The sequence below is a fragment of the Klenkia terrae genome, assembly GCF_037083865.1.
Taxonomy (GTDB): domain Bacteria; phylum Actinomycetota; class Actinomycetes; order Mycobacteriales; family Geodermatophilaceae; genus Klenkia; species Klenkia terrae.
On sequence record NZ_JBAPLV010000026.1, the window covers coordinates 40,311 to 63,179 of the forward strand.

The 22,869-nt window shown below is 74.9% G+C and carries 21 protein-coding genes and 1 riboswitch; of the genes, 11 read left to right on the forward strand and 10 right to left on the reverse strand.

Annotation, left to right across the window (positions count from 1 at the left end):
• Positions 1–61: 61 nt before the first annotated feature.
• Positions 62–2,266 (reverse strand): putative bifunctional diguanylate cyclase/phosphodiesterase, encoded by a 2,205-nt coding sequence (locus UXQ13_RS19335; protein ID WP_225233494.1) that lies wholly within the window; start codon positions 2,264–2,266, stop codon positions 62–64.
• A gap of 191 nt (positions 2,267–2,457) precedes the next feature.
• On the opposite strand from UXQ13_RS19335, the gene UXQ13_RS19340 reads away from it, so the two are divergent.
• Together UXQ13_RS19340 and UXQ13_RS19345 are read left to right on the forward strand one after the other, a co-directional pair.
• Positions 2,458–2,724 (forward strand): GlsB/YeaQ/YmgE family stress response membrane protein, encoded by a 267-nt coding sequence (locus tag UXQ13_RS19340; RefSeq protein WP_336392770.1) that lies wholly within the window; start codon positions 2,458–2,460, stop codon positions 2,722–2,724.
• Between the two features lie 150 nt (positions 2,725–2,874).
• Positions 2,875–3,537, forward strand: a complete 663-nt coding sequence (locus UXQ13_RS19345; RefSeq protein ID WP_225233496.1) for a DUF4232 domain-containing protein — start codon at positions 2,875–2,877, stop codon at positions 3,535–3,537.
• A gap of 3 nt (positions 3,538–3,540) precedes the next feature.
• Here the strand turns inward: UXQ13_RS19345 and UXQ13_RS19350 are convergent, their stop codons facing one another.
• Positions 3,541–4,449: a sensor histidine kinase gene (locus tag UXQ13_RS19350; protein ID WP_336392771.1), complete on the reverse strand. Its 909-nt coding sequence runs from the start codon at positions 4,447–4,449 to the stop codon at positions 3,541–3,543.
• Positions 4,449–5,156 carry a response regulator transcription factor gene (locus UXQ13_RS19355; RefSeq protein ID WP_225233498.1) on the reverse strand — a complete coding sequence of 236 codons (708 nt, stop codon included), beginning with the start codon at positions 5,154–5,156 and terminating at the stop codon, positions 4,449–4,451. Before UXQ13_RS19355 ends, UXQ13_RS19350 begins: the two co-directional genes overlap by 1 nt.
• Before the next feature lie 142 nt (positions 5,157–5,298).
• Here UXQ13_RS19355 and UXQ13_RS19360 point away from each other — a divergent pair, with 142 nt between their 5' ends.
• Complete coding sequence (locus tag UXQ13_RS19360; protein ID WP_225233499.1) at positions 5,299–5,844, forward strand: hypothetical protein; 546 nt, start codon at positions 5,299–5,301, stop codon at positions 5,842–5,844.
• Between the two features lie 30 nt (positions 5,845–5,874).
• Here UXQ13_RS19360 and UXQ13_RS19365 read toward each other — a convergent pair whose 3' ends face one another.
• Both UXQ13_RS19365 and UXQ13_RS19370 read right to left on the reverse strand, forming a co-directional pair.
• Positions 5,875–7,707, reverse strand: coding sequence for an AAA family ATPase (locus tag UXQ13_RS19365; RefSeq protein ID WP_336392772.1), 1,833 nt, complete (start codon positions 7,705–7,707; stop codon positions 5,875–5,877).
• Between the two features lie 30 nt (positions 7,708–7,737).
• Entirely contained in the window at positions 7,738–8,232 is a 495-nt protein-coding gene (locus UXQ13_RS19370) for an MOSC domain-containing protein (protein ID WP_336392773.1), read from the reverse strand.
• An 85-nt stretch (positions 8,233–8,317) separates the two neighbouring features.
• Between UXQ13_RS19370 and UXQ13_RS19375 the strand changes: the two genes are divergently transcribed.
• Positions 8,318–10,831: a SpoIIE family protein phosphatase gene (locus UXQ13_RS19375; RefSeq protein WP_225233501.1), complete on the forward strand. Its 2,514-nt coding sequence runs from the start codon at positions 8,318–8,320 to the stop codon at positions 10,829–10,831.
• Positions 10,832–10,871: 40 nt separating this feature from the next.
• Here the strand turns inward: UXQ13_RS19375 and UXQ13_RS19380 are convergent, their stop codons facing one another.
• Genes UXQ13_RS19380 through UXQ13_RS19390 form a run of 3 tightly spaced genes read right to left on the reverse strand, consistent with a single transcriptional unit; the run spans position 10,872 to position 14,027 of the window.
• Positions 10,872–11,993 carry an XdhC family protein gene (locus tag UXQ13_RS19380; protein WP_225233502.1) on the reverse strand — a complete coding sequence of 374 codons (1,122 nt, stop codon included), beginning with the start codon at positions 11,991–11,993 and terminating at the stop codon, positions 10,872–10,874.
• Entirely contained in the window at positions 11,986–13,125 is a 1,140-nt protein-coding gene (locus tag UXQ13_RS19385) for a vWA domain-containing protein (protein WP_225233503.1), read from the reverse strand. Before UXQ13_RS19385 ends, UXQ13_RS19380 begins: the two co-directional genes overlap by 8 nt.
• Positions 13,122–14,027 (reverse strand): AAA family ATPase, encoded by a 906-nt coding sequence (locus tag UXQ13_RS19390; protein WP_336392774.1) that lies wholly within the window; start codon positions 14,025–14,027, stop codon positions 13,122–13,124. The genes UXQ13_RS19385 and UXQ13_RS19390 overlap by 4 nt, the downstream gene beginning before the upstream one ends.
• A gap of 309 nt (positions 14,028–14,336) precedes the next feature.
• Between UXQ13_RS19390 and UXQ13_RS19395 the strand changes: the two genes are divergently transcribed.
• Both UXQ13_RS19395 and UXQ13_RS19400 read left to right on the forward strand, forming a co-directional pair.
• Complete coding sequence (locus UXQ13_RS19395) at positions 14,337–15,761, forward strand: GAF domain-containing protein (protein WP_263639371.1); 1,425 nt, start codon at positions 14,337–14,339, stop codon at positions 15,759–15,761.
• A 48-nt stretch (positions 15,762–15,809) separates the two neighbouring features.
• Complete coding sequence (locus tag UXQ13_RS19400) at positions 15,810–16,100, forward strand: YciI family protein (RefSeq protein WP_225233505.1); 291 nt, start codon at positions 15,810–15,812, stop codon at positions 16,098–16,100.
• Positions 16,101–16,107: 7 nt separating this feature from the next.
• Here UXQ13_RS19400 and UXQ13_RS19405 read toward each other — a convergent pair whose 3' ends face one another.
• Together UXQ13_RS19405 and UXQ13_RS23715 are read right to left on the reverse strand one after the other, a co-directional pair.
• On the reverse strand, positions 16,108–17,925 hold the full coding sequence (locus tag UXQ13_RS19405) for an FAD/NAD(P)-binding protein (protein ID WP_225233506.1): 1,818 nt from the start codon (positions 17,923–17,925) through the stop codon (positions 16,108–16,110).
• Between the two features lie 40 nt (positions 17,926–17,965).
• The gene (locus UXQ13_RS23715; protein WP_380095999.1) at positions 17,966–18,043 is read right to left on the reverse strand and encodes a putative leader peptide; all 78 of its coding nucleotides are present in this window, start codon (positions 18,041–18,043) and stop codon (positions 17,966–17,968) included.
• A 96-nt stretch (positions 18,044–18,139) separates the two neighbouring features.
• A riboswitch (SAM riboswitch) is annotated at positions 18,140–18,251 on the forward strand.
• 217 nt (positions 18,252–18,468) lie between these two features.
• Between UXQ13_RS23715 and UXQ13_RS19410 the strand changes: the two genes are divergently transcribed.
• The 5 genes from UXQ13_RS19410 (at position 18,469) to UXQ13_RS19430 (ending at position 22,790) form a co-directional block, all read left to right on the forward strand.
• Positions 18,469–19,011: a GNAT family N-acetyltransferase gene (locus UXQ13_RS19410; protein WP_225233507.1), complete on the forward strand. Its 543-nt coding sequence runs from the start codon at positions 18,469–18,471 to the stop codon at positions 19,009–19,011.
• The gene (locus UXQ13_RS19415; protein ID WP_225233508.1) at positions 19,008–19,979 is read left to right on the forward strand and encodes an amino acid ABC transporter permease; all 972 of its coding nucleotides are present in this window, start codon (positions 19,008–19,010) and stop codon (positions 19,977–19,979) included. Before UXQ13_RS19410 ends, UXQ13_RS19415 begins: the two co-directional genes overlap by 4 nt.
• A complete protein-coding gene (locus UXQ13_RS19420) occupies positions 19,976–20,755 on the forward strand; it encodes an amino acid ABC transporter ATP-binding protein (protein WP_318249974.1) in 780 nt (259 codons plus the stop codon). Before UXQ13_RS19415 ends, UXQ13_RS19420 begins: the two co-directional genes overlap by 4 nt.
• Positions 20,756–20,830: 75 nt before the next feature.
• Positions 20,831–21,808 carry an ABC transporter substrate-binding protein gene (locus UXQ13_RS19425; protein ID WP_225233509.1) on the forward strand — a complete coding sequence of 326 codons (978 nt, stop codon included), beginning with the start codon at positions 20,831–20,833 and terminating at the stop codon, positions 21,806–21,808.
• 16 nt (positions 21,809–21,824) lie between these two features.
• Positions 21,825–22,790: an ABC transporter substrate-binding protein gene (locus UXQ13_RS19430; RefSeq protein ID WP_336392775.1), complete on the forward strand. Its 966-nt coding sequence runs from the start codon at positions 21,825–21,827 to the stop codon at positions 22,788–22,790.
• Positions 22,791–22,869 lie beyond the last annotated feature (79 nt).

The following is a 22,869-nucleotide window of genomic DNA, read 5'->3' on the forward strand; positions in this document are numbered from 1 at the left end:
GCCCCACCCCGGGGCCGCGGGTGGGCGGCCGCGCGGCGCCGGTGCGGTCCGGTCCCCCGGGTCAGGAGGTGCGGACCGCCTCGGCGCGCGCGGACAGCAGGGCGGCGGCCTGCACCAGCGGCACCGGGCGGGACCACAGGTAGCCCTGGCCGTAGGTCGCACCGGCGGAGGTGAGCCAGTCGGCCTGGTCCCGGTCCTCCACGCCCTCGGCGACCGTGGTCAGGTGCAGCGACTGGCCCATGGCGATGATCGCCTCGGCCAGCGAGGCCCCCTGCTCGTCGCCGACGACGTGGTCGACGAAGGACTTGTCCACCTTGAGGATGTCGACCGGGAGGTCGCGCAGGTAGGACAGCGAGCTGTAGCCGGTGCCGAAGTCGTCGATGGCGATCCGGATGCCCATGGCGCGCAGCTGGGCCAGCAGCGGGGCGACCACGTCGGCGCCGGCCAGGACCGCGGTCTCGGTGATCTCCAGGACCAGCTGCTGGGGGGCCAGGCCGCTGTCGGCCAGCGCGGCCTGGACCAGCTCCACGAAGCCGGGGGCGGCGAGCTGGGCGACCGCGACGTTGACCGACATGGCCACGTGCGGGCGGCCCGGCTGCTGCAGGGCGACCGCGGCGCGGCAGGCCTCCTGCAGCACCCAGGTCCCCAGCGGGACGATCAGCCCGGAGTCCTCGGCCAGCGGGATGAAGTGGTACGGGGCCAGCAGCCCGCGCTCGGGGTGCTGCCAGCGGACCAGCGCCTCGAAGCCGTGCACGGTCGGGGCGGTGTCCTCGCCCGGCCCGAGGGTGATGGTGGGCTGGAAGTGCAGGACCAGCTCGCCGACGTCCAGGGCACGCTGCAGGTCCGCGCGCAGCTGCAGCCGCTCCAGGGCGGCGGAGTGCAGCGAGGCCTCGTAGACCGCGGTGCTGTGCTTGCCGCCGTCCTTGGCCAGGTACATCGCGACGTCGGCGTGCTGCAGCAGCTCCTCGCCGGTGACGCCCTCGGCGAGGACGTCGGCCAGCCCGACGCTGGCGCTGATCAGCAGGGTCTCGCCCTCCAGGGTGACCGGGCGGGACAGCCAGTCGTGGATGCGGTCGGCGACCTCGCGGGCGCCCTCGATCCCGGTGTCCTCCAGCAGGAGGGCGAACTCGTCGCCGCCGAGCCGGGCCACGGTGTCGCCCTCGCGGGCCACCGTGCGCAGCCGGGCGGCCACCTCGACCAGCAGCTGGTCGCCCGCGGCGTGGCCGAGGCGGTCGTTGACGTCCTTGAAGTCGTCGAGGTCGCAGAGCACCACGGTGAGCTCGCGCGTGCCGCGGCGGCGCAGGGCGTGGTCCAGGCGGTCGCCGAACAGCCGGCGGTTGGACAGCCCGGTGAGCGGGTCGTGCAGGGCCTGGTGGGTCAGCTGGGTCTCCAGCTCCACGCGGGTGGTGACGTCGCGCAGGGTCAGCACCAGCCCGCCGACACCGGGGTCGTCCAGGAGGTTGGTGAACACGCCCTCGACGTGCACGGTGCGGCCGTCGGCGCGGACCAGGCGGAACCCGACCTCGGCGTCGGCCTCGGGGCGGGCGTCGAGCAGGGCGACGAGCGGCTCGGCGTCGGCGCGGAGCACCCGGTCGTGGATCGGTGTGCCCAGCAGCTCGGCCACCGGCACGTCGAACAGGCCGGCCGCGGAGTCCGTGGCGTAGCCGACCCGGCCGTCGGTGCCCAGCACGACGATGACGTCGGCGCTGCGCCGGACCAGGCTGGCCAGCCGGCCCTCGCTGGCGACCAGGGCGGCCTGCTCGGTGACCTCAGCCTGCAGGCGGCGATGCCGGCCCACCAGCCGGCGGAACCAGACCATCCACCCGACCGAGGCGATGACCAGCATGCTGACGTAGGCGACGATGGCCTGGACGTCGAGCGAGGCGGCGTGGTCGGCGAGCTCGGCGTCGAGGTCGGTGACCGCGAGCCGGGCCTCGTTGAGCACTCCGGGCGGACCCTGCACGGCAGCACCGGCAGCTGCGACCACGGCCACCTGGTCGGCGGGGGCGCCGAGGTCGGCCAGTCGGGCCGAGGCCTGGTCGAGCGAGGCAGCCAGTGCGGCGGCGTCCACGGGCATCGCGACCGAGAGCTGGCCGACGGCCTCGGCGACGACCGCCCGCTGCGCGGCGACCGGGGTCGCCCGCGAGTACACGCCGTACAGCAGCACGAACTCGACGCCGATCACGGCGAGCGTGCCCAGCACCGTGACCAGGATGCGCCAGGGCGAGCCCTTCGGCTTCGTACCTGCTGCCTCGTGCGGGGTCATGGTTCCTCCGTGCGGCACCCGGGCGGCGCCTCGAGGACGGATTCGGCACGAGCGGGTCCGTCCTTGACCCGCGGCGGACGGGGTGACCCGTGCGGGTGACCTGGGTGGGTTAGCCGATCCGGGCCATGGGTAGAGGCGTCCTACCCGTCGCAGACGTCCGTCGGCGACCACCTCACGTCAGGAGCACCACCATGGGCATCATCGGCTTCCTCGTCTTCGGGCTGGTCGTGGGCGCCGTCGCCCGCCTGATCAAGCCCGGCAAGCAGAACCTCTCGATCCTGGCCACGCTCGGCCTGGGCATCGTGGGCTCGCTCATCGGTGGCGTCGTCGCCACGCTGCTGGGCACCGGCAAGTTCACCGAGCTGAACGTCATCGGCGCGATCGTGGCCATCGTGGCCGCCGTCCTGCTGATCGGCGTGGCCGAGAGCGTCACCGGCAAGCGGTCCGTCCGCCGCTGACGCACCCTCTACCCGAGGACCCCGGATGCGTGCTGGCATCCGGGGTCCTCGCACGTCCGGGGTCGGGTGTCACCGATCGGTGACCGGTCCCACCGGACGGTGACGTACCCGCAGGTGAGAGCGGTGGTTGGCGGGGGCAACATGTTGGTCATGACGAACCGGACGACCCGACTGGCCCTGCCCGTGCTGCTCGCCGGCGGCCTGGCGCTGAGCGCGTGCTCCTTCTCCGGCGGCACCGAGGACGGCGAGGCGAGCTCCTCGCCCACCACGACGGCGGCCAGCAGCCCCACCACGCCCGCGGCGACGACCGCGGCGGCCCCGTCGTCCACCGGGTCGGCGCCGGCCGTAACCGCCGCGCCCGAGCCCAGCGGCGCGGACCCGACGACGGCCGGGGGCCCCGACCGCTGCCACACCAGCGAGCTCACCGGGTCGCTGGCCCAGGGCGACGCCGCGGCCGGCAACCGGTACGCCACCCTCACGCTGACCAACACCGGCGGCGAGGTGTGCACCGTCTACGGCTACGGCGGCATCGGCCTGGTCGCGCAGGACGGCAGCGCGGCACCCACCCAGCAGGTCCGGGTCGACCCCGCCCCGCGCACCGTCACCCTGCAGCCGGGCCAGGCCGTGGCCTCCACGCTGCACTGGACCGTCGTCGCCACCGGCTCCGAGCCGACCACCGGCGACTGCGAGCCCACCCCCGGCCGCCTGACGGTGATCCCGCCGGACGAGACCGACTCCCTGTCGGTCACCTGGTCCTACGGCCCGGTCTGCAGCGCCGGCCAGATCGAGCAGTCGGCGTACGTCGCCGCCTGACCCTCAGACGGGGAGGCTGAGGCGGACCACTGTCCCCTCGCCGACCCGGCTGTCGGCGGTGACGTGGCCGCCGTGCCGCTCGACGACGGCGCGGACCAGAGGCAGGCCCAGGCCGCTGCCGGGGACGGCGCGGGCCGAGGGCGAGCGGTACATCTCCTCCCACACCTGCGGCAGCTCGTCGGGCGCGATGCCCTGCCCGGTGTCCGCGACCTCGACCACCACCGACCCGGCCGCCTCCCGGGCGCGGACCTCGACCCGGCCGCCGGGCGGCGTGTACTTGAGCGCATTGTCCAGCAGGTTCGCCACGGCGAGGGAGAGCAGGTCGGCGTCCCCGGGCACCGGCGGCAGCGGCCAGGACGCCCGGGGCAGGTCCAGCGCGAGCTCGCGCTCGGCGGCACCGGGCAGGTCCCGGGCCACGTCGACCATCTCCTCGATGAGGTCGGCGAGGTCCACCGGGCGGCGGTCCAGCCGGGCGCTCTCGATGTCGGCGATCTTGCGCAGGTCGGTGGTCAGCCGGCTCAGCCGCAGCACCTGCTCCTCGATGGTGCGCACCGCGGCGGCCTGTGCCGGGTCCGACCCGGCGGCCACGTTGGCGGTGGCCGCCCGCATCGCGGTGAGCGGGTTCTTCAGCTCGTGGTCCAGCCGGGACAGCAGCAGCCGGCGGTCCTGCGCAGCCTCGGCCGTGCGGTCCCGCAGCCGCCGTCCCCAGCGGCGGTCCCGCACCGTGGCCACCAGCAGCACGAGGACGGCGACCGCCGTGACCGCACCGCCGGCCGCCAGCGCCCAGTCCCCCGGCAGCGCGCCCACGTCGTACCGCTCGCCCGGCAGCCGGCCGGTCTGCCCCAGCCAGGCCAGCACCGCCCCGGCGACCAGCGGGAGCACCGCGACCACCCAGCCCACGGTCCGGGCCATCAGCCGGCCTCGACGGTGCCGACGAAGCGGTAGCCCTCGCCCGGCACGGTGACCACCAGCTGCGGGTCGGCCGAGTCGACCTCGACCACCCGGCGCAGCTCGGCGACCCGGGTGTCCACCGTGCGGGTGCTGGTGTGGAAGGACCACCCCCACACCTCCTCGAGCAGGCGCTCGCGGGACACCGTCTCGCCGGGGTGGGACATCAGGAAGGCCAGCAGCGTGGTCGCGCGGGGGGTCAGCACCACCTCGGCGTCGTCCCGGAAGACCCGCTGGGAGGTGCGGTCCAGCACCAGGGACCCGCTGCGCAGCCGCTGGGCCGCGGTCAGCGACCGGCCGGCCGGCGGGGTGCCGCGGCGGAGCACCGCACGGATGCGGGCGACCAGCTCGTGCGGGTCGAAGGGCTTGTTGAGGTAGTCGTCGGCGCCCTCCTCCAGGGCCATGGCCCGCTCGCCGGACTCACCGATCTGGGTCAGCAGGATGATCGGGACGGTGCCGCCGCCCTGCCGCACCTCGCGCAGGACCGAGCGGCCGTCCCGCCCGGGCATGAGGACGTCGAGCACGACCAGGCTCGGCGCGGAGTCGGCGATCCGGGCCAGCGCGGCGTCCCCGTCACCGGCCACCACGACCTCGAACCCGGCCCTGACCAGGAACGGGGCCAGGTTGTCGGTGATCGCCGTCTCGTCGTCGACCAGCAGGATGGAGGGCACGGTGGCCGATTCTCACCCCCCGTCGCGGGGTCCCGCGCGGGCCGTCCCCGCGGCCGCCCGGATCCGGGCATGCCGCCCCGGCCGGCCCGGGTAGCCGGGTCGGGCAGGCATCCCCCGGACCTCGACACCCCTGGAGCACCCCATGGCCCGCAACACCCTCTCCCGCTCGCTGCACGACGTCGGCCTCGCCGCCTGGTTCGGCGGCACGCTCGCCAACGCCGTCGCGCTCAACGCCGCCGCCTCGGAGGCCGACGGCGACCAGGCCACCGGCGACGTGGCCAACACCGGCTGGGACCGGTGGACGCCGGTCAACGCCGTCGCGATCGGCGCCCACCTGCTGGGCAGCGTGGGCCAGCTGCGCGCGAACGCCGGCCGGGTCGCCGGTCAGCCGGGCGTCGGCACGATGTCCACGGCCAAGACGCTGCTGACCGTCGCCGCCCTCGGCGTCACCGGCTACAGCCGGCTGCTCGGCCAGCGCGTGTCCGCCGCCGGTGCACCCGGCCGCTCGGGCACCAAGCCCAGCAAGAAGACCAAGGCCGACGCGGCCGCCGCCCAGCTGCAGCTGGACAAGCTGCAGTGGGTCGTCCCCGCCCTGACCGGTGCGCTGGTCGCGGTGAGCAGCTACGCCGGGGAGCAGCAGCGCCCCTCCGAGGTGCTGGCTGGCCGGACCGCCGGCGCCCGCGCCTGACCCCCCGGGTGACCGGCGCCGGCTGGCCCGTCAGCCCAGCAGGCGGGTGAGGGCCGGGCCGGTGTCGGTCACCGAGCGGACCATCTCGGCCCGGCCCGCACCACGGGCGGCCAGCGCCCGGGACGCCGCCTCGGCCTCCTCGGTGGGCAGCGGGCACAGCACGTGCAGGGTGTCGATGCCGGCCAGCGCGGACTCCGGGGGGTCACCGGCGGTGTGCAGGCAGTCCGACAGCAGGACGACGACCCGCTCGTCCACCACCGCCGGTGCCAGCTGCCGCCGGGCCGCCCGCAGCGCGCCGGCCAGGTCGGTCATCCCGTGCCCGCGCAGCGAGACCAGCCGGCCGACCAGCTCCTCCGCGGCCACCCGCCGGCCCAGCGGCTGCAGCTCGGTCACGTCGCCGGCGAAGCTGAGCACGCTGGTGGTCAGCTTCTCGTCGCCGGCCAGCACCACCCCGGCGGCGGCCACCGCGGCGATGGCCACGCCCAGGCCCTGCATCGAGCCCGAGGCGTCGACAACCAGGCAGACGGCGCGGCGGTGCCCGGTCCAGGTCCGGGTGACCAGGTCCTCGGTCGCCGGCGGCCACTCCCCCGTCCAGCGGTCCAGCGTGCGGTCCAGGTCGAGGTCGCCGTCGGCCCGCCGGTTGGGCACCAGCCGGCGGGTGCCGCGGGAGCGCGTCGTCCCGACCCGGGCGACCTGCACGAAGACCCGGCGGGCGAGCCGGTGGGCGGCAGCCCGCAGCTCGCGGTCGGTGGCCCGGCCGAGGTCGGCGAGCAGGGCAGCGGCGTCGTCCGGGCGCTCGGCGAGCAGGGCGGAGAAGGCGCCCTCGTCGAGCTCGCCCACCTCGGGGCTGACCTGGTCGAACTGCTCGTGCTGGCGCTGCAGCTCCTGCCGCGGGGTCGACCGGGACCGCTGGGCGTTCTTCCGGTCGCGCGAGGAGGAGCTGGGCGAGTCCGGGCCCGCAGGCTGCTGCGCCTGCGGGCCCTCAGCTTTTCCCGGGTCGCGGTCCTCGTCGTCGTCGGGTTCCTCGGGCGGTGGCGCGTCGGCGGGCCAGAGGTCGTCCAGGATCTGGTCGAGCACCGACTCCGGGGTGCGGTCGACGCCGTCCACGACCTTGATCCGGCCCGACAGCGCGGCGTGCACGGCGTCGCGCACCGTCTCCCGGCCGTCGACGAGCTCCTCGCCGCGCATGCGCAGCAGGCCGTCGAGCAGCAGCACGAGGTCGTTGGCGCCGCGGACGGAGGACCCGGTGCGCAGGTCGCGGTGCTCGCGGGTGGCGCGGACGAGGGCGACGGCCAGGACGACGAGCCGGGGGTCGGCCCCGGTCACCTGGCTGACGATCGCTCGCTCGGCGTCGGCGTCCTGGTAGCCGAGCACCACGCGGCACATGCGGTCGGCGATGGCCTGGCCGACCCGGGCGGTGCCGATGGCGTCGAAGGGGTTCATCGCCGCGATCAGCCGGAAGCCGGCTGCGGCCCGCACCCGCCCGAGCCGCGGGACGGCGATCTCGCCCTCGGTGAGCACGGTGATGAGGACGTTGAGCGTCTCCTCGGGGATCCGGTTGAGCTCCTCGAGGTACAGCAGCCCGGACCCGCGCATGGCCGTCAGCAGCGGGCCGTCGGTGAAGCTGGTCGGCACGTAGCCGTCGGTCATCACCGCGGCCGGGTCGTACTGGCCGACCAGCCGGGCCGGGGTCAGCTCGGCGTTGCCCTCGACGAAGACCACCTCGGTGCCGACGTCGGCGGCGATCGAGCGCAGCAGGGTCGACTTGCCGGTACCGGGCGGGCCCTCGAGCACCACGTGCCGGTCGGTCTGCAGCGCGACGGTGAGCACCTCGCGCTCCCGGCGCAGCCCGATGACGTCCATGCCCGGATACTGCCTCGGCGGTGGTGGCGGTCACACGGCGGGGTCCACCACCAGCTCCGCCGGCCCCAGCCGCAGCACGCCGTCGGTGAGCGGCCGGCAGCGGACGCCGCCGCGGCCCCGCAGGCCGCGGTGCGCGCCGGGGGCGAGGACGACGTCCATCCAGCGGCACGGGTTCGCCGCCCGGCCGCCGAGCAGGGTCACCCCGCCCAGGGTGAAGGTGCGCCCGCGCAGGGCGTCGACGTCGGCCCCGCGGAGGACGACGTTGCGCCGGGCCAGCAGCGGGTCGAACGGCGGGACCCCGAGCTCGGCGGCCAGCGCATCCAGCGATTCCACCGCGAGCACGGTGACCGATGCGTCGCGGTGGGCGGGCTTGCCGGCGTACCGGTCGCCCACGACCCCGAACCCGGCCCGGACGACGAGCTCGTCGCGCCGGTCGTCGTCCTGCGGGGGCACCTCGGTCCCCGGCCGCCTGTCGTACCGGTGCTGCCCGGACGCCATCAGCCCCACGATCTCCACGTCGGCCACACCCCTGATCCTGGCACCGGCGCGTAGGCTCCCCGGGCCCTGACTCGCGTCCGCCGTCGGGACGACGACGGGGACGGAGGCAGCGATGGGCGACGCCCTGCCGCCGAACGCCCTGCCCGCGACCACCCCGCTGCCGGCGGCACCCGACCCGGCGTTCGACCGGTTCGCCCGGCTGGTCCGCGCGACGCTGGGTGTGCCGGTCGCGCTGGTCAGCCTGGTGTCGGTCGACGAGCAGGTCTTCCCCGGCGCCGAGGGCCTGCCCGAGCCGTGGCAGACCGCCCGCAGCACCCCGCTGAGCCACTCCTTCTGCCAGCACGTGGTGACCTCGGCCGAGCCCCTGGTGATCAGCGACGCCCGCGAGCACCCCCTGGTCAGGCACAACCTGGCGATCCCCGACCTGGGGGTCGTCGCCTACGCCGGCATGCCGCTGGTGGCCGAGGACGGCACCGTCGTCGGCTCGTTGTGCGCCATCGACGACCAGCCGCACGACTGGACCGAGCGCGACCTCGACGTGCTGCGGGGCCTGGCCGAGGCCTGCAGCTCCGAGCTGCAGCTGCGCGCGGCCCAGCAGCGCGCCGAGACCGTGCGGCGCGGGCACGAGGCCGACCGCGCGCGCTGGTCGCTGGCCATGGACGCGGGCCAGGTGGGCAGCTTCGACTGGCACCTCGCGACCGACGAGCTGACCTGGGACCAGCGCCTGATCGACATCTTCGGGCTGACCGAGGAGACCTTCGACGGGAACATCGCGGCGTTCAACCGGGCGGTGCTGCCCGAGGACGCCGAGCGGGTCGGCCAGGCCATCGCCCGGGCCATCGACACCCTGGGCATCTACGAGGCCGAGTACCGGATCGTGCTCCCCGACGGCGGCACCCGCTGGGTGCAGGCCCGCGGGCAGGCGCTGGCCGACGCGACCGGGACCGCGGCGCGGCTGATCGGCGTCGCCTACGACACCACGGCCGTGCACGACGGCGAGACCCGCACCTCCCGGGTGCTGGAGGCCATGCCCACCGGCTACCTCTCGATGGACCACGCATGGCGGTTCATCGTCGTCAACAACGCGGCCGAGCGGCTCGTCGGGCTGCACCGCGACGAGCTGCTGGGCCGCAGCGTCTTCGACGTGTTCCCCGGGACCACGGGCGGCCCCTTCGAGCGGGCCTACCAGACCGCGGTCGACAGCGGTCAGCCGCAGCTGGTCGAGGCGTACTACCCGGCCCCGCTGGACGCCTGGTACGAGGTGCTGTGCTGGCCCTCCCCGGACGGGCTGTCGCTGTTCTTCACCGACACCACCGAGCGGACGCTCACCACCCGGCGGGCCGAGGCGGCCGCCGCCCGGCTCGCGATGCTGGCCGCCGTCGCCCGCTCGCTGCTGGACGCCCCCGACGTCCCGGGCACCGTCGCCGAGCTGCCCCGCCTGCTGGTCCCGGTGCTCGCCGACGGCTGCATCGTGACCCTGCTGTCCGACGACGGCCGCCCCCGCGACGTCGGCTCCTGGCACACCGACCCGCCGCAGCGGTCCCTGCTGCAGCGCTACGCCCGCACCCGGATCGCCGCGCAGTCGATGGTGTCCCCGCTGGCCCGCGCGCTGACCAGCGGCGACGTGGTCCGCGCCTCGGCGGCGGAGGTCCGGGACGCGCTCGCCGAGGGCGAGGCCCGCGACCTGCACGACCAGCTGGAGGCCGGGACCTGCCTGGTGCTGCCCGTGCTGGGCCGGGACCGGGTGCGCGGCGCCCTCACCCTCTACCGGGCCCCCGGCCGGCCGCACGACCCCGACGACGAGTCGACCGCCCGCGAGATCGCCGACCGGGTCGGCCTGGCGCTGGACAACGCCGACCTGCTGGCCCGGCAGTCCCAGGTCGCCGAGGGCCTGCAGCGCAGCCTGCTGACCGACCCCCCGGCGCCCGAGCACACCCAGATCGTCGTGCGCTACGTGCCGGCCACGCAGTCGGCCAAGGTCGGCGGCGACTGGTACGACGCGTTCCTGCAGCCCAGCGGCATGACGATGCTGGTCATCGGCGACGTCGTCGGCCACGACATCGAGGCGGCTGCGGCCATGGGCCAGCTGCGCGGCCTGCTGCGCGGCATCGCCGCCTACAGCGACGCCGGCCCGGCCGAGGTGCTCCGCGGGCTGGACCGCGCGATGGACGTGCTGCAGGTGTCCACCCTGGCCACCGCCTCGGTCGCCCGGTTCGAGCAGACCCCCGAGGAGCGCCGGGACGGGCTGACCCGGATGGTGTGGTCCAACGCCGGCCATCTGCCCCCGGTCGTGGTCCACGAGGACGGCCGGATCGCCGTGCTCTCCGACCGCCGCAGCAACCTGCTGCTCGGCGTCGACCCGAGCACCACGCGGACCGAGCGCTCCGTCGTCCTGGGCCGCGGGTCGACCATCCTGCTGTTCACCGACGGGCTGGTCGAGCGCCGCGCGAGCAACCTGGACGACGACCTGGTCCGGCTGCAGGACGCGGTCGCCGACCTCGCCGGCGCGACCCTCGACGAGCTCTGCGACGGGCTGGTCGGCCGGCTGGTGGACGGCCGCAACGACGACGACATCGCGCTGGTCGCCGTCCGGCTGCACCCGCAGGACACCCCGCCCACGACCTGACGGGCCCCGCCCGGGCCGCGGTGGCCGGGCGGGGGCGGCGTCAGCGCTCCGCGCTGGCGTGGATCGGGCCGTCGGCGCCGGTCAGCCGCTCGCCGGAACCGCCCCAGCGGCCGGCGATGATCTCCGCGGCGATCGAGATCGCCGTCTCCTCCGGCGTCCGGGCGCCCAGGTCCAGCCCGATCGGCGAGGACAGCTTGGCCAGCTGGACGTCGGTCAGCCCGGCCTCGCGCAGCCGGTCCAGCCGCTCGTCGTGGGTGCGCCGGGAGCCCATCGCGCCCACGTAGGCGACGTCCAGGTCCAGGGCGACCTCCAGCAACGGGACGTCGAACTTCGGGTCGTGGGTGAGCACGCAGAGCACCGTGCGCTCGTCGATGCGCCCGGCGTCGACCTCGGTCTGCAGGTAGCTGTGCGGCCACTCCACGACGACCTCGTGCGCGTCGGGGAAGCGCCGGGCGGTGGCGAACACCGGCCGGGCGTCGCAGACGGTGACCCGGTAGCCCAGGAACGCCCCGACCCGGGCGACGGCGGCGGCGAAGTCGATGGCGCCGAAGACGACCATCCGGGCCGGCGGGGCGAAGGAGGAGACGAAGAGCGTCAGGTCGTCGCCGCGGCGCTCGCCGTCGTGCCCGAAGTTCAGGGTGGCGGTGCGGCCGGCGGCGAGCATGCCGCGGGTGTCGGCGGCGACGGCGTCGTCCAGCCGCTGCGAGCCCAGCGTGCCCGAGGTGCGGTCGTTCCAGACCACGAGCCGGTTGCCCAGCCGGTCGTCGGCGCCCTTGACCACGGTGACCACGGCGACCGGCTCGTGCCGGCCGACGCTCTCGGCCACGTCGCCGAGCTCGGGGAAGGACTCGCGGGAGATCGACTCGACGTAGACGTCGAGGATCCCGCCGCAGGTCAGGCCCACGGCGAAGGCGTCGTCGTCGCTGACGCCGTAGCGCTCCAGGGTCGGCGCCCCCGAGGCGACGACGTCCTTGGCCTCCTCGTAGACCGCGCCCTCGACGCAGCCACCGGAGACGCTGCCCACCGCGGTGCCGTCCGGGCCGACCAGCATCGAGGCACCCGCCGGGCGCGGGGCCGACCGCCACGTCGCGACCACCGTGCCCATGCCGACGGTCTCCCCCGCCTGCCACCAGCCCACGAGGTCGTCCAAGACATCACGCATTCTCGATCACTCCTGCCAGTTCCTCGAAGGCCGCCAGGCTGTGGCCCGCGACGAAGTGGTCAACAGCGGGCAAGGCCGCCTGCATCCCGCCGGTCAACGGCTCGTACCCGGCCCGGCCCTTGTGCGGGTTGACCCAGACCACGCTGTGCGCCAGCCGGTGCAGCCGGGCCATCTGCTCGCCCAGCAGCTCGGTGCCCCCGCGCTCCCAGCCGTCGCTGCACACCACGACGACGGCGCCGCGGGCCGTGCCGCGCTGGCCCCACCGGTCCAGGAAGGCCTTGAGCACCTCGCCGATCCGGGTGCCCCCGGACCAGTCGGGGATGGCGTGCCCGCTGGCGGCCAGCGCCTTGTCCGGGTCGCGCAGCCGCATCTCGCGGGTGACCCGGGTCAACCGGGTGCCGATGGTGAACACCTCGGTCGAGGCCGGCCGGGCCCGCGCGGCGGCGTGCGCGACGCGCAGCAGCGCGTCGGCGTAGGGGCTCATCGACCCCGAGACGTCGACCAGCAGGACCACCCGGCGGGGGCGCGGTCGTGGCCGTCGGCGGCGCAGCGCGGTGATCTCGCCGCCGTCGTGCAGCGCGTGCCGGATGGTGCGGGCCATGTCCACCGAGCCGTGCCGGTCGGGCCGGCGGCGCCGCGAGGGCCGCATCGGCGCGGCCGGCACCAGCAGGGCGAACAGCCGGCGCAGCTGGTCCCGCTCGGCGACGGTGAGCTCGGAGACGTCCCGGGTCCGGAGCACCTCGGCCTCGCTGGCCGCCGCCTGCAGGTCGGGGGCCTCCTCGTTCTCCTCGCCCGAGCCCGCCGAGGCGCTCAGCGGCGCCGACTCGGCCAGCCGCTGCTCCTGCCGGGCCGACGTCCGGCTCTTCCGGGGCGCCTCGCCGGCGAAATAGGCGGCGAAGGCCGCGTCGTAGCGGTCCAGGTCGTCCGGGCTGCCGCACAGCGTGAGCCGACCGGACCAGTAGACGTCGGTCGGGTCGAGCACGTCGAGGTGGCCGACCGCGGCCAGCATCGCCTCGACCCGGTCGGGCGAGGCGGCCACCCCGGCGTGCCGCAGCGTGCGGGCGAACCCGAGCACCACCTCGACGACGTCCCGCTGGGGCCGGTCGGCCAGCCCGAAGGCCAGTTCGGTCACCCGAACAGGGCTCCCCGGGTGAGGGCGTGCACCCGGTCGGTGTCCTCGCGGTACTTCAGCACCGCACCCAGGGTGCGGGCGGCGGTGTCGGGGTCGAGCTCGCGGGCGCCGAGGGTGTGCAGCGCGGTCGCCCAGTCCATCGCCTCGGCGATGCCCGGGGGCTTGAGCAGGTCCAGGCTGCGCAGCTTAGCCGTCGCCCGGGCCACCTGGCGGGCCAGCTCCTCGGTCACCTGCGGCAGCCGGCTGCGCAGGATGGCGACCTCGCGCTCGAAGTCGGGGTGCTCCAGCCAGTGGTAGAGGCAGCGCCGCTTGAGGGCGTCGTGCACCTCGCGGGTGCGGTTGGAGGTGAGCACCACCAGCGGCGGGACGGCGGCCCGGACGGTGCCGAGCTCGGGGATGGAGATGGTGAAGTCGCTGAGCAGCTCGAGCAGGAAGGCCTCGAACTCGTCGTCGGCGCGGTCGATCTCGTCGACCAGCAGCACGCTCGGGGCGTCCTCCAGGGCCTGCAGCAGCGGTCGGGCGAGCAGGAACCGGCGGTCGTAGAGCCCGGCCTCCAGCTCCGCGGTGTCGCCGCCGGACCCGGCGGCCTCGGCGGCACGCAGGTGCAGCAGCTGCCGGCCGAAGTCCCAGTCGTAGAGCGCCTGGCTGGCCTCCAGCCCCTCGTAGCACTGCAGCCGGTACATCGGCCGGCCGGTGACCTCGGCCAGCGCGTGCGCCAGCGCGGTCTTGCCGACCCCGGCCTCGCCCTCGAGGAACAGCGGGCGGTGCATGGCCAGCGCGAGGTAGGCCGCCGTCGTCAGGCCCTCGTCGGGCAGGTAGCCCGTGGCCCGCAGCGCCTCCGCCAGCGCCTCGGGGCTGGCCGGCGGGGCCGGGCGGGGCGGGACCTGTGTGGGCTGGCTCACCGGCCCACTTTCCCACGTGCCGGCCCGGCGCACGTTGCAGCCCCGTTGCAGCGCCCGCCGACCACCCGCCCTTGCGGCCTTTCTGGTTCCACCTGGGCTTTCGGGTGGACGGACCCCCGGCGGTCGCCGAGAAGCCCACGACGCGTGGAAGGAACCGCGCGCCGCTCGACCGAGGAGAGTGCCCCGTGTTCGCATCCCGCACCGCCGCCCGCACCCAGGCGGTGGGCCCGAGCGAGGCCGAGCTCGACATCGAGGCGGTCAGCGCGGTGATCACGGCCCTCGCCGCGGCCACCGACACCCGGGGGTGCGGTGGTCGCCGCCCTGACGGCGGTGCGCGAGGCGTTCGGGTACGCCTACGGCTCCCACTGGGCCGTCGACCCGGCGGCGGGCGTGCTGCGGTTCTCCTCGGAGTCCGGCTCGGTCAGCGACGAGTTCGCCCGGGTCACCGCCACGGCGACCTTCGCCCGCGGGGTGGGGCTGTCCGGCCGCGCCTGGTCCGGCCGTGACCTGGTGGTCACCAGCGACCTCGGCGAGGTCGTGGACTGCGTGCGCGCACCGGTCGCCCAGCGGGTCGGCATCCGGTCGGGCATCTGCTTCCCGCTCTTCGCCGACGGGCAGGTCACCGGCACCATGGACTTCTTCTGCATGAAGGAGCTCACGCCGTCCCCCGGCCGGCTGCGCACGCTGCGCCTGGTCGGGACGCTGGTCTCCCAGGCCATCGCCCGCTTCGCCGCCGCCGAGGCCGAGGCGAAGACCGCGCAGGACGTCGCCGCCGTGACGACCGTGCTGCAGGAGCTGACCACCGCCACCGACGCCGGGACGGCGCTGCGGATCGCCCTGGACACCATCCGGGAGGGCTTCGGCTGGATCTACGGCTCGTTCTGGCGGGTCGACGCCTCGGCGGGCGTGCTGCGCTTCGACCGCGAGTCCGGCGACGCCGGCCCGGAGTTCCGCGCGGTCACCCTGTCGGCCACCTTCGCCCCCGGCGTGGGCCTGTCCGGCCGCACCTGGCGCAACCGCGACCTGTTCTTCGTCCCCGACCTGGGCCAGATGACCGACTGCGTGCGGGCACCGGTGGCGCAGCAGGCCGGCGTGCGCTCCGGGGTCTGCCTCCCGGTGGTCGCCGGCGGCGCGATCATCGGCACGATGGACTTCTTCGCCACCTGGACCATGGTGCTGTCGCCCGGGCGCGAGGCGGCCCTGCGCAACACCGCCTACCTGCTGGGCCAGGCCCTGGACCGGATCGCCGCCACCGAGCGGCTGGCCACCGCGGGCAAGGAGCTGGTCGTCTCCATCGAGGAGGTCGAGCGCAACGTGCTCTCGGCGACGAACGTGGCCAGCGAGGGCCGCACCCTGGCCGAGGAGGCCAACCGGGTGGTCGCCGCGCTCGGTGAGTCCAGCCAGCAGGTGGGCCAGGTCGCGCACACCATCGGCGCCATCGCGGCGCAGACCAACCTGCTCGCCCTGAACGCCACCATCGAGGCCGCCCGCGCCGGCGAGGCCGGCCGCGGCTTCGCGGTCGTGGCCAACGAGGTCAAGGAGCTGGCCCGGGAGACCGCGGTGGCCACCACCGACGTCACCGCCAAGATCACCGCCATCCAAGAGCAGGTGGACGCCGTCGTCAGCTCGCTGGCCTCGATCGGCGGCGTGATCGAGACGATCAACGAGACCCAGGCGGTCATCGGCGGGGTGCTGACCGAGCAGGTCGCGGTCACCCGGGCGATCCTCGACTGATCCCGGGCAGGCAGGATCGGGGCCCCACCCCTGCACCGAGGAGTCCCCGTGATCGTCGCCGTGACCTACCGCTACACCGAGGACGTCGCCCTGCGGGACGAGGTCCGCGCCGAGCACCGCGACTACCTGCGCGGGCTGGCCGACGCCGGCTCCCTGCTGCTCAGCGGACCGTTCGGGGCCGGGGCACCGGCCGGGGCCCTGCTGCTGTTCCGCGCCGAGGACGAGGCACAGGTGCAGGGCTGGCTGGACGCCGACCCGTTCGCCGTCCGCGGGGTCGTGGCCAGCTCCACCCTGGCCGAGTGGGACCCGGTGCTCGGCTCGCTGACCGGCGCCCTCTGACCGGTCCTCAGGCGGCGTGCGCCGCCTGGGCCGGGACCAGCGCCCACAGGGCGGCCGCCAGGGCGTCGTCCTGGTGGAAGAAGGGGGCGTTCGTCCGCGGCCGGGCGAACGCGGCCACCTGGGCGCCCGACGTCCAGAAGCCCACCGCGTGCACCCGGGCGGCCGACCGGCCGTGGCGGTCCACCAGCCGGTAGCCGGCGTCGACGTGCAGCCGCCCGGTGCCGGGCTGCTCGGCGGCGGTCCCGCGGGCCTGCAGGGCGCGCAGCAGCGGGTCGGTGGTCCGTGCGACGTCGACGGCGGGCACCCGGGCCTCGACCAGCGCAGTCGCGGTGGTCACCTCGTCGGTGCTGGCCGAGCGGGCGACCCAGCGGTCGCCCTCCAGCGTCACCACGGTGTCCGCACCGGTGAACCGGACGACGCCGGCCTCGCACAGCGCCAGCAGTTCCGCCAGCCGCGGGGACGGCGGTCCGCTGGCGAGGTGGCTGAACAGGTTCATCCACCAGCCGCTGACGTCCTCGCGCGCCGACCGCTCGGTCAGCCGGCCGGCCCGCACCAGCCCGGCGATCGTGCCGTGGCAGAACAGCAAGGCGGTGAAGACGGCCTGGTCGGCGCTGTGCGCCGGGTCGGCGGCGCGGGCCAGGTCGGCCCGGACGTAGCCGCGGACCCACTCCTGCAGCTGCTCGCCGGTCGCGAACCGGGCTCCGGCCAGCGGGCGGTCCAGGGCGGCGAGGTCGAACCGGTCGGCCGGGTCGAGGACCGCCGCGGCCCACGGGTCCTCGCCGGCGGCGTACCGCGCGGCGAACTCCTCCCACGGCATCGCCACCCGCTCCGGGTGCGCCCGGAACAGCTCGGTGGCGTGCGCCCAGCCCAGCTCGCGGGCGATCACCGGGGCCAGGTCCGCCCGCAGGTCCAGCGGGCGGTCGCCGAACCGGGCGGTCAGCTCGTCGGGGGTGAAGAAGCGCAGCGGGACCGGCGGGCCGGCCCAGTCGTAGTCGAGCTTGGCCTTGTAGGGGGTGCCGCGGCGGGAGCCCACGTGCAGCACCGGCTCCTGCCCCGAGGGCAGGTAGACCAGCCGGCCGTCCGGGTCGGTCCGGAACCGTCCCCCGCGACCGCCGGTCAGCAGGGTGACCAGGTCGACGAAGGCCAGCCCGGCCCCGCGGACCAGCACGTCCTCACCCGGGCGGAGCACGGAGAGGTCCAGGTCGGCGGTGTAGGCGGTGGGCACGTGGGTCAGCCCGGCGGCCGCGGCGGCGTCGGCCAGCTCGACCTCGCCGTCGGTGCGGGTGCGGTCGAGGTGCCCCTGGGCGAGCACGACGGTGTCGACGTCCAGCCGGCCGCCGTCGGCGAGCTGCACCTCGACGGCGGTGCCGTGCTCGACCAAGTCGACCGCCCGGGTCCGGTGCCGGTGCACCGTCACCCCGGGCAGCGCGGCGAGGCGGTCGAGCACCCACCCGAGGTAGCCGCTGACCAGCCGGCGGGACGGGAAGGTGCCGGGGGTGGTCCGGCGGGCCTGCGCGCCGTCCTCGCCGGGCAGCTGCGCGCCGACGTCGGCGGCCCACTGCGCCACGGTGGCGCCGGGGACGACCCGGCCGGGCACCGTGACGGAGTCGTCGGGCAGCACGGTGACGTCCCGGGCCAATGAGTTGGCCCACAGCAGGTCAGACTGCGCGGTCCGCCAGACCCGTCCGCCGCCGGGCGGGAACGGGTCTACCAGGTGCACGACGAGGTCGTCGCCACCCGCCCGGGAGGCGAGGCGCTCGAGGACGCCGACGGCGGTGGGGCCGGCACCGACGAGGGCGACGGTGAGGGTGTTCGGGCTGGTCACGAGGGGACTCCGGGGCTGGCGGCGGACGGTGGGCGAGGGCCTACCGACAGCGGCCCAGCGCGCTGCCGGTGCGGCACAGGTCCACGTGGCGACGGCGGACGAGCGGCTGGTCGGGCATCGCGGACCTCCTCTCCGGAGCGGGTGGACGACCTCATTCTCCACCAAGTCGATCGGATTTGACGCATCGGCCCGGGTTGTCCTACGTTCCTGCACAGGTTCTGAGCGCCAGCGACAAGCCCCGGCTCGCTGGCCGGCAACCCTCCGCTGCGGTGGGGTGCCCCGGGTGACGACCTGGCGACGGTGCACGACTGTCGCAAGTGCAGCCCCGCCGGTCGGCGGGGGACGAGGAGACGACGTGGAGATCACCGAGACCGCCCCGCGGTCCGTGCTGCTGCCTGTCCTCCTCCTGGTCGGGCGGCGGGTCATCGACCTGGTCCGTACCGACAGCGCGCTCTGTCGCTGACCTGTTCCCGCGCTCCCCCACCCACGCCCGGACATCTCCCTCCCCGGGCGGGGTCCCGGCACCGTCCCAGGAGTCCCCGCATGTCCTCAGCACGCCTGCTCGGCGTCGGCGCCGACGTCGACGTGGTCGTCGTCCACCCCGACGACCCCCTGGCCCGACCCCTGTTCGCCGAGCTCGCCGTGGAGTACGACCGCCGCTACGGCGACCTGTTCGGCGGCGCCGAGCAGGAGCTCACCCGCTACCCGGTGGAGCAGTTCACCGCGCCGCTGGGTGCCTTCGTGCTGCTGCTCGAGCACGGGGTCGCCGTGGCCGGTGGCGCCTTCAAGCCGCACCCGGACGACGGCACCGTCGAGGTGAAGCGGATGTGGACCGCCGCCGCCCACCGCCGGCGCGGGCTGGCCCGCCGGGTGCTCGCGGAGCTGGAGGCGGTGGCCCGGGACCGGGGCGCCGCCCGCGTCTTCCTGACCACCGGACCCCGGCAACCCGAGGCCCGGTCGCTCTACCTGGCCGCCGGCTACACCCCGCTGTTCGACCCCGCCGTCCCCCGGCCCACGGACCTCGCGACCCTCCGGTCGCTCCCGGTCGCCGAGCGCATCTACGCCTTCGAGAAGGACCTCACATGACCCTGCTGGAGAACCGCGCCGACGCCCCGCCGGCCGGCACGCCCTACGACCGCCTCACCGTGGTCAAGGCCAAGAACCCCGGGCGGTGGGTGGCCACCGCGGTGGTCGCCGTCCTGCTGGCCATGGTGGCGAACTCGCTGATCACCAACCCCCGCTGGGAGTGGGGCGTCGTCTGGGCCTACCTGGGCGAGGTCTCGATCGTCGAGGGCGTCTGGATGACGATCAAGCTGACGCTGATCACCGCCGTCCTCGGGTTCGCCCTGGGCACGGTGCTCGCGCTGATGCGGCTGAGCCGGTCCCCGCTGCTGCGGGCGGTGAGCTGGGGCTACACCTGGGTGTTCCGCTCGGTGCCGTTGATCCTGCAGCTGCTGCTCTGGTACAACCTCGCCTACCTGTACCAGTCGCTGGACATCGGCATCCCGTTCGGCCCGTCGTTCGCGTCGGTCGAGACGCTGTCGCTGATCGACAAGTTCGGCGCCGCGATCCTCGGCCTGGGGCTGCACCAGGCCGCGTACTCGGCGGAGATCGTCCGGGCCGGGATCCTCTCGGTGGACCAGGGCCAGCACGAGGCGGCGGCGAGCCTGGGCATCCCGCGGCGCCGGCAGTCCACGAAGATCGTGCTGCCGCAGGCGATGCGGACCATCGTGCCCACCGCGGTCAACGAGATCATCGGCCTGTTCAAGGGCACCTCGATCGTCTACGTGCTGGCCCTCGGCGAGCTGTTCTACACCGTCAGCGTGATCTACGGCCGGACCCAGCGGGTGCTACCGATGCTGGTGGTGGCCGCGATCTGGTACGTCGTGCTGACCACCGTGGTGACGGTGATCCAGTACTACGTCGAGCGGTACTACGCCAAGGGCGCGGTCCGCACGCTGCCGCCGACACCGCTGCAACGGCTGCGCGGCAACCTGACCGCCGGGCTGTCCCGCGTCCGGTCCACCTCCGACCGCGACCCGGTGACCCGGTGACCGCGGTGCAGGCCCGCCCGGGCCGCGTCGAGGTGCACGGGGTGCACAAGTCCTTCGGCACCCACGAGGTGCTGCACGGGGTCGACCTGGTCGTCGAGCCGGGCAGTGTGACCGTCGTCCTGGGGCCGTCCGGGTCGGGCAAGTCGACGCTGCTGCGGTCGATCAACCACCTGGAGACCGTGGACCGCGGGTTCGTGGCGCTGGACGGCGAGCTGGTCGGCTACCGCCGCAAGGGCGACAAGCTGCACGAGCTCAAGGAGAAGGAGCTGCTGCGCCAGCGCACCCGGTTCGGCTTCGTCTTCCAGTCCTTCAACCTCTTCCCGCACCTGACCGCCCTGGAGAACGTCGTCGAGGCACCGGTCTCCGCGCAGGGCCGGCCACGCCGCGAGGTCGAGGCCGAGGCCCGCGAGCTGCTGTCCCGGGTCGGGCTGGCCGACAAGGCCGACGCACACCCCCGGCAGCTGTCCGGCGGGCAGCAGCAGCGGGTGGCGATCGCCCGGGCGCTGGCGATGAAGCCCGCCGTCCTGCTGTTCGACGAGCCCACCTCGGCGCTGGACCCCGAGCTGGTCGGCGAGGTGCTGGCCGTCATCGCCGACCTGGCCCGCACCGGCACCACGATGATCGTGGTCACCCACGAGATCGGCTTCGCCCGGCAGGCCGCCGACCAGATCGTCTTCATGGACGACGGCCGCGTCGTCGAGCAGGGCACCCCCGCCCAGGTCCTCGACGACCCGCAGCACGAGCGGACCCGGGCCTTCCTGGCCAAGGTCCTCTAGCTCCCGCCCCCTACCCCCCGACGGCGCACCCGCGTCGCCGGTAGTCGAAGCACGCCCAGAAGAGGAAGAACCACCGTGACTGCACACCTGCGACGCAGCACCGTCGCACTGTCCCTGGCCACCGCCGCGCTCCTGGCCCTCGGGGCGTGCAGCAGCAGCGCCGAGATCGAGGAGGAGGCCCGGACCGGGGACGCCGCCGACGGCGCCGCCATCTCGGTGAACACGAGTCCCGAGCAGGACCGCATCCACTCCACCGTCGACCCCGCCGCGGTGGCCCTGCTCCCCCCGGGCGCGTTCGACGACGGCGTCCTCCGGGTCTCGGTGACCCAGGGCGCCGTACCGCTGGCGTTCTACGCCGACGACAACTCCACCGTGATCGGCAGCGAGACCGACCTGGCCACGCTGTTCGGCGACGCCCTCGGCCTGCAGGTCGAGTTCGTGGTCAACGACTGGTCGAACTGGCCGCTGTCGGTCCAGTCCGGCGACGTCGACGCGGTCATCTCCAACGTGACGGTCACCGAGGAGCGCAAGCAGCTCTACGACTTCGCCACCTACCGGTCCGACGTGCTCGGCTGGCTGGTCGGCGCGGACTCCGGCCTGCAGATCTCCTCGGCACCCGACATCGCCGGCCTCACCGTCGGAGTCGCCTCGGGCACCAACCAGGAGCAGATCCTGCTGGCCTGGGACGCGGAGAACGTGGCTGCCGGCCTGGCGCCGGTGACCATCGACTACTACCCGAAGTACGACGACGCGATCCTGGCGCTGCAGTCGGGCCGGCTGGACGCCTACGTCGGGCCCAACCCGACGGCGGCCTACAGCGCGGCCACCGCACCGCAGGACTTCGCCATCGCCGGCACCACCAGCGGCGGCTGGCCGGCCACCGCCGACATCGCGGTCACCACCGTCCGGGGCAACGGCTACGCCGCGGCCTTCCAGGCGGCGGTCGACCACGTCATCGCCGACGGCACGTACGCCGAGGTCCTGGCCCGCTGGGGCCTGCAGGACGAGGCCGTCGACAGCTCCCAGCTCAACCCGCCCGGCCTGGGCGCCTGACCGAATGAGGATCCACGTGAAACCCCTGCGCATCGCCGCTGCCCTGCCCGTCGCCGCCGTCCTGCTGCTGACGGCCTGCACCAGCTCCGCCGACATCGAGGCGGAGGCCCGGGCCGACAGCACCGGCTCGTCGGAGACCGTCCTGGTCGTCGACACCTCGCCGGAGCAGGCCGACCGCGTCCGCACCGACGAGGACCCGGACGCCGCCGAGCTCGTGCCCGCCGACATCGCCGAGGACGGCGTCCTCCGGGTGGGCATCACCGGCGCCGGCGACCCGCCGCTGGGCTTCCTGGCCGACGACAACAGCACCGTCGTGGGCAGTGAGGTCGACATCGCCCAGCTCGTCGCCGACGGCCTGGGCCTGGAGCTCGAGGTGGTCAACACGACGTGGGAGGGCTGGCCGCTGGGCGTGCAGTCCGGCGACCTGGAGGCGGTGTTCTCCAACGTCGGGGTCAACGCCGACCGGCTGCAGCTGTTCGACTTCGCCACCTACCGGCAGGGGATCATGGCCTTCGTCGCGGCCCCGGACACCGACCTGTCCATCGCCGGCGCGGAGGACATCTCCGGGCTGCGGATCGGGGTGGGCTCGGGCACCAACCAGGAGCGCATCCTGCTCGACTGGAACGCGCAGCTGGAGTCCGAGGGGCAGGAGCCGGCCCAGCTGGAGTACTACGTCAGCGCGGGGGACGCCCTGCTGGCGATCCAGTCAGGCCGGCTGGACACCTACCTGGGGCCGAACTCGAACGCGGTCTACCAGGCCTCGGTGGGCGACGTGGAGGTCGTCGGCACGGTGAACGCCGGCTGGCCGAACACCACCTACGTCGCGGCCACCACGCTGAAGGGCAACGGCCTGGTCACCGCGATCCAGGCCTCGCTGCAGCACGCCTTCGACGACGGCACCTACGAGCAGACCCTGGAGCGCTGGGGTCTGCAGGACGAGGCGGTCGACGCCCCCGAGATCAACCCCACGGTCGCCTCCTAGCAGCCACCCCCACCCCGCAGCGTCGATCAGGGGGTGCCTCGGAGTCCGTCCTCCTGCACCAGATCTGGCGCAGGAGGAC

Coding starts and splice junctions, on each gene's coding strand:
- UXQ13_RS19335 (WP_225233494.1), bottom strand. CDS start 2,266: ATGACCCCGCACGAGGCAGCAGGTACGAAGCCGAAGGGCTCGCCCTGG.
- UXQ13_RS19340 (WP_336392770.1), top strand. CDS start 2,458: ATGGGCATCATCGGCTTCCTCGTCTTCGGGCTGGTCGTGGGCGCCGTC.
- UXQ13_RS19345 (WP_225233496.1), top strand. CDS start 2,875: ATGACGAACCGGACGACCCGACTGGCCCTGCCCGTGCTGCTCGCCGGC.
- UXQ13_RS19350 (WP_336392771.1), bottom strand. CDS start 4,449: ATGGCCCGGACCGTGGGCTGGGTGGTCGCGGTGCTCCCGCTGGTCGCC.
- UXQ13_RS19360 (WP_225233499.1), top strand. CDS start 5,299: ATGGCCCGCAACACCCTCTCCCGCTCGCTGCACGACGTCGGCCTCGCC.
- UXQ13_RS19365 (WP_336392772.1), bottom strand. CDS start 7,707: ATGGACGTCATCGGGCTGCGCCGGGAGCGCGAGGTGCTCACCGTCGCG.
- UXQ13_RS19375 (WP_225233501.1), top strand. CDS start 8,318: ATGGGCGACGCCCTGCCGCCGAACGCCCTGCCCGCGACCACCCCGCTG.
- UXQ13_RS19380 (WP_225233502.1), bottom strand. CDS start 11,993: ATGCGTGATGTCTTGGACGACCTCGTGGGCTGGTGGCAGGCGGGGGAG.
- UXQ13_RS23715 (WP_380095999.1), bottom strand. CDS start 18,043: ATGCCCGACCAGCCGCTCGTCCGCCGTCGCCACGTGGACCTGTGCCGC.
- UXQ13_RS19410 (WP_225233507.1), top strand. CDS start 18,469: ATGTCCTCAGCACGCCTGCTCGGCGTCGGCGCCGACGTCGACGTGGTC.
- UXQ13_RS19415 (WP_225233508.1), top strand. CDS start 19,008: ATGACCCTGCTGGAGAACCGCGCCGACGCCCCGCCGGCCGGCACGCCC.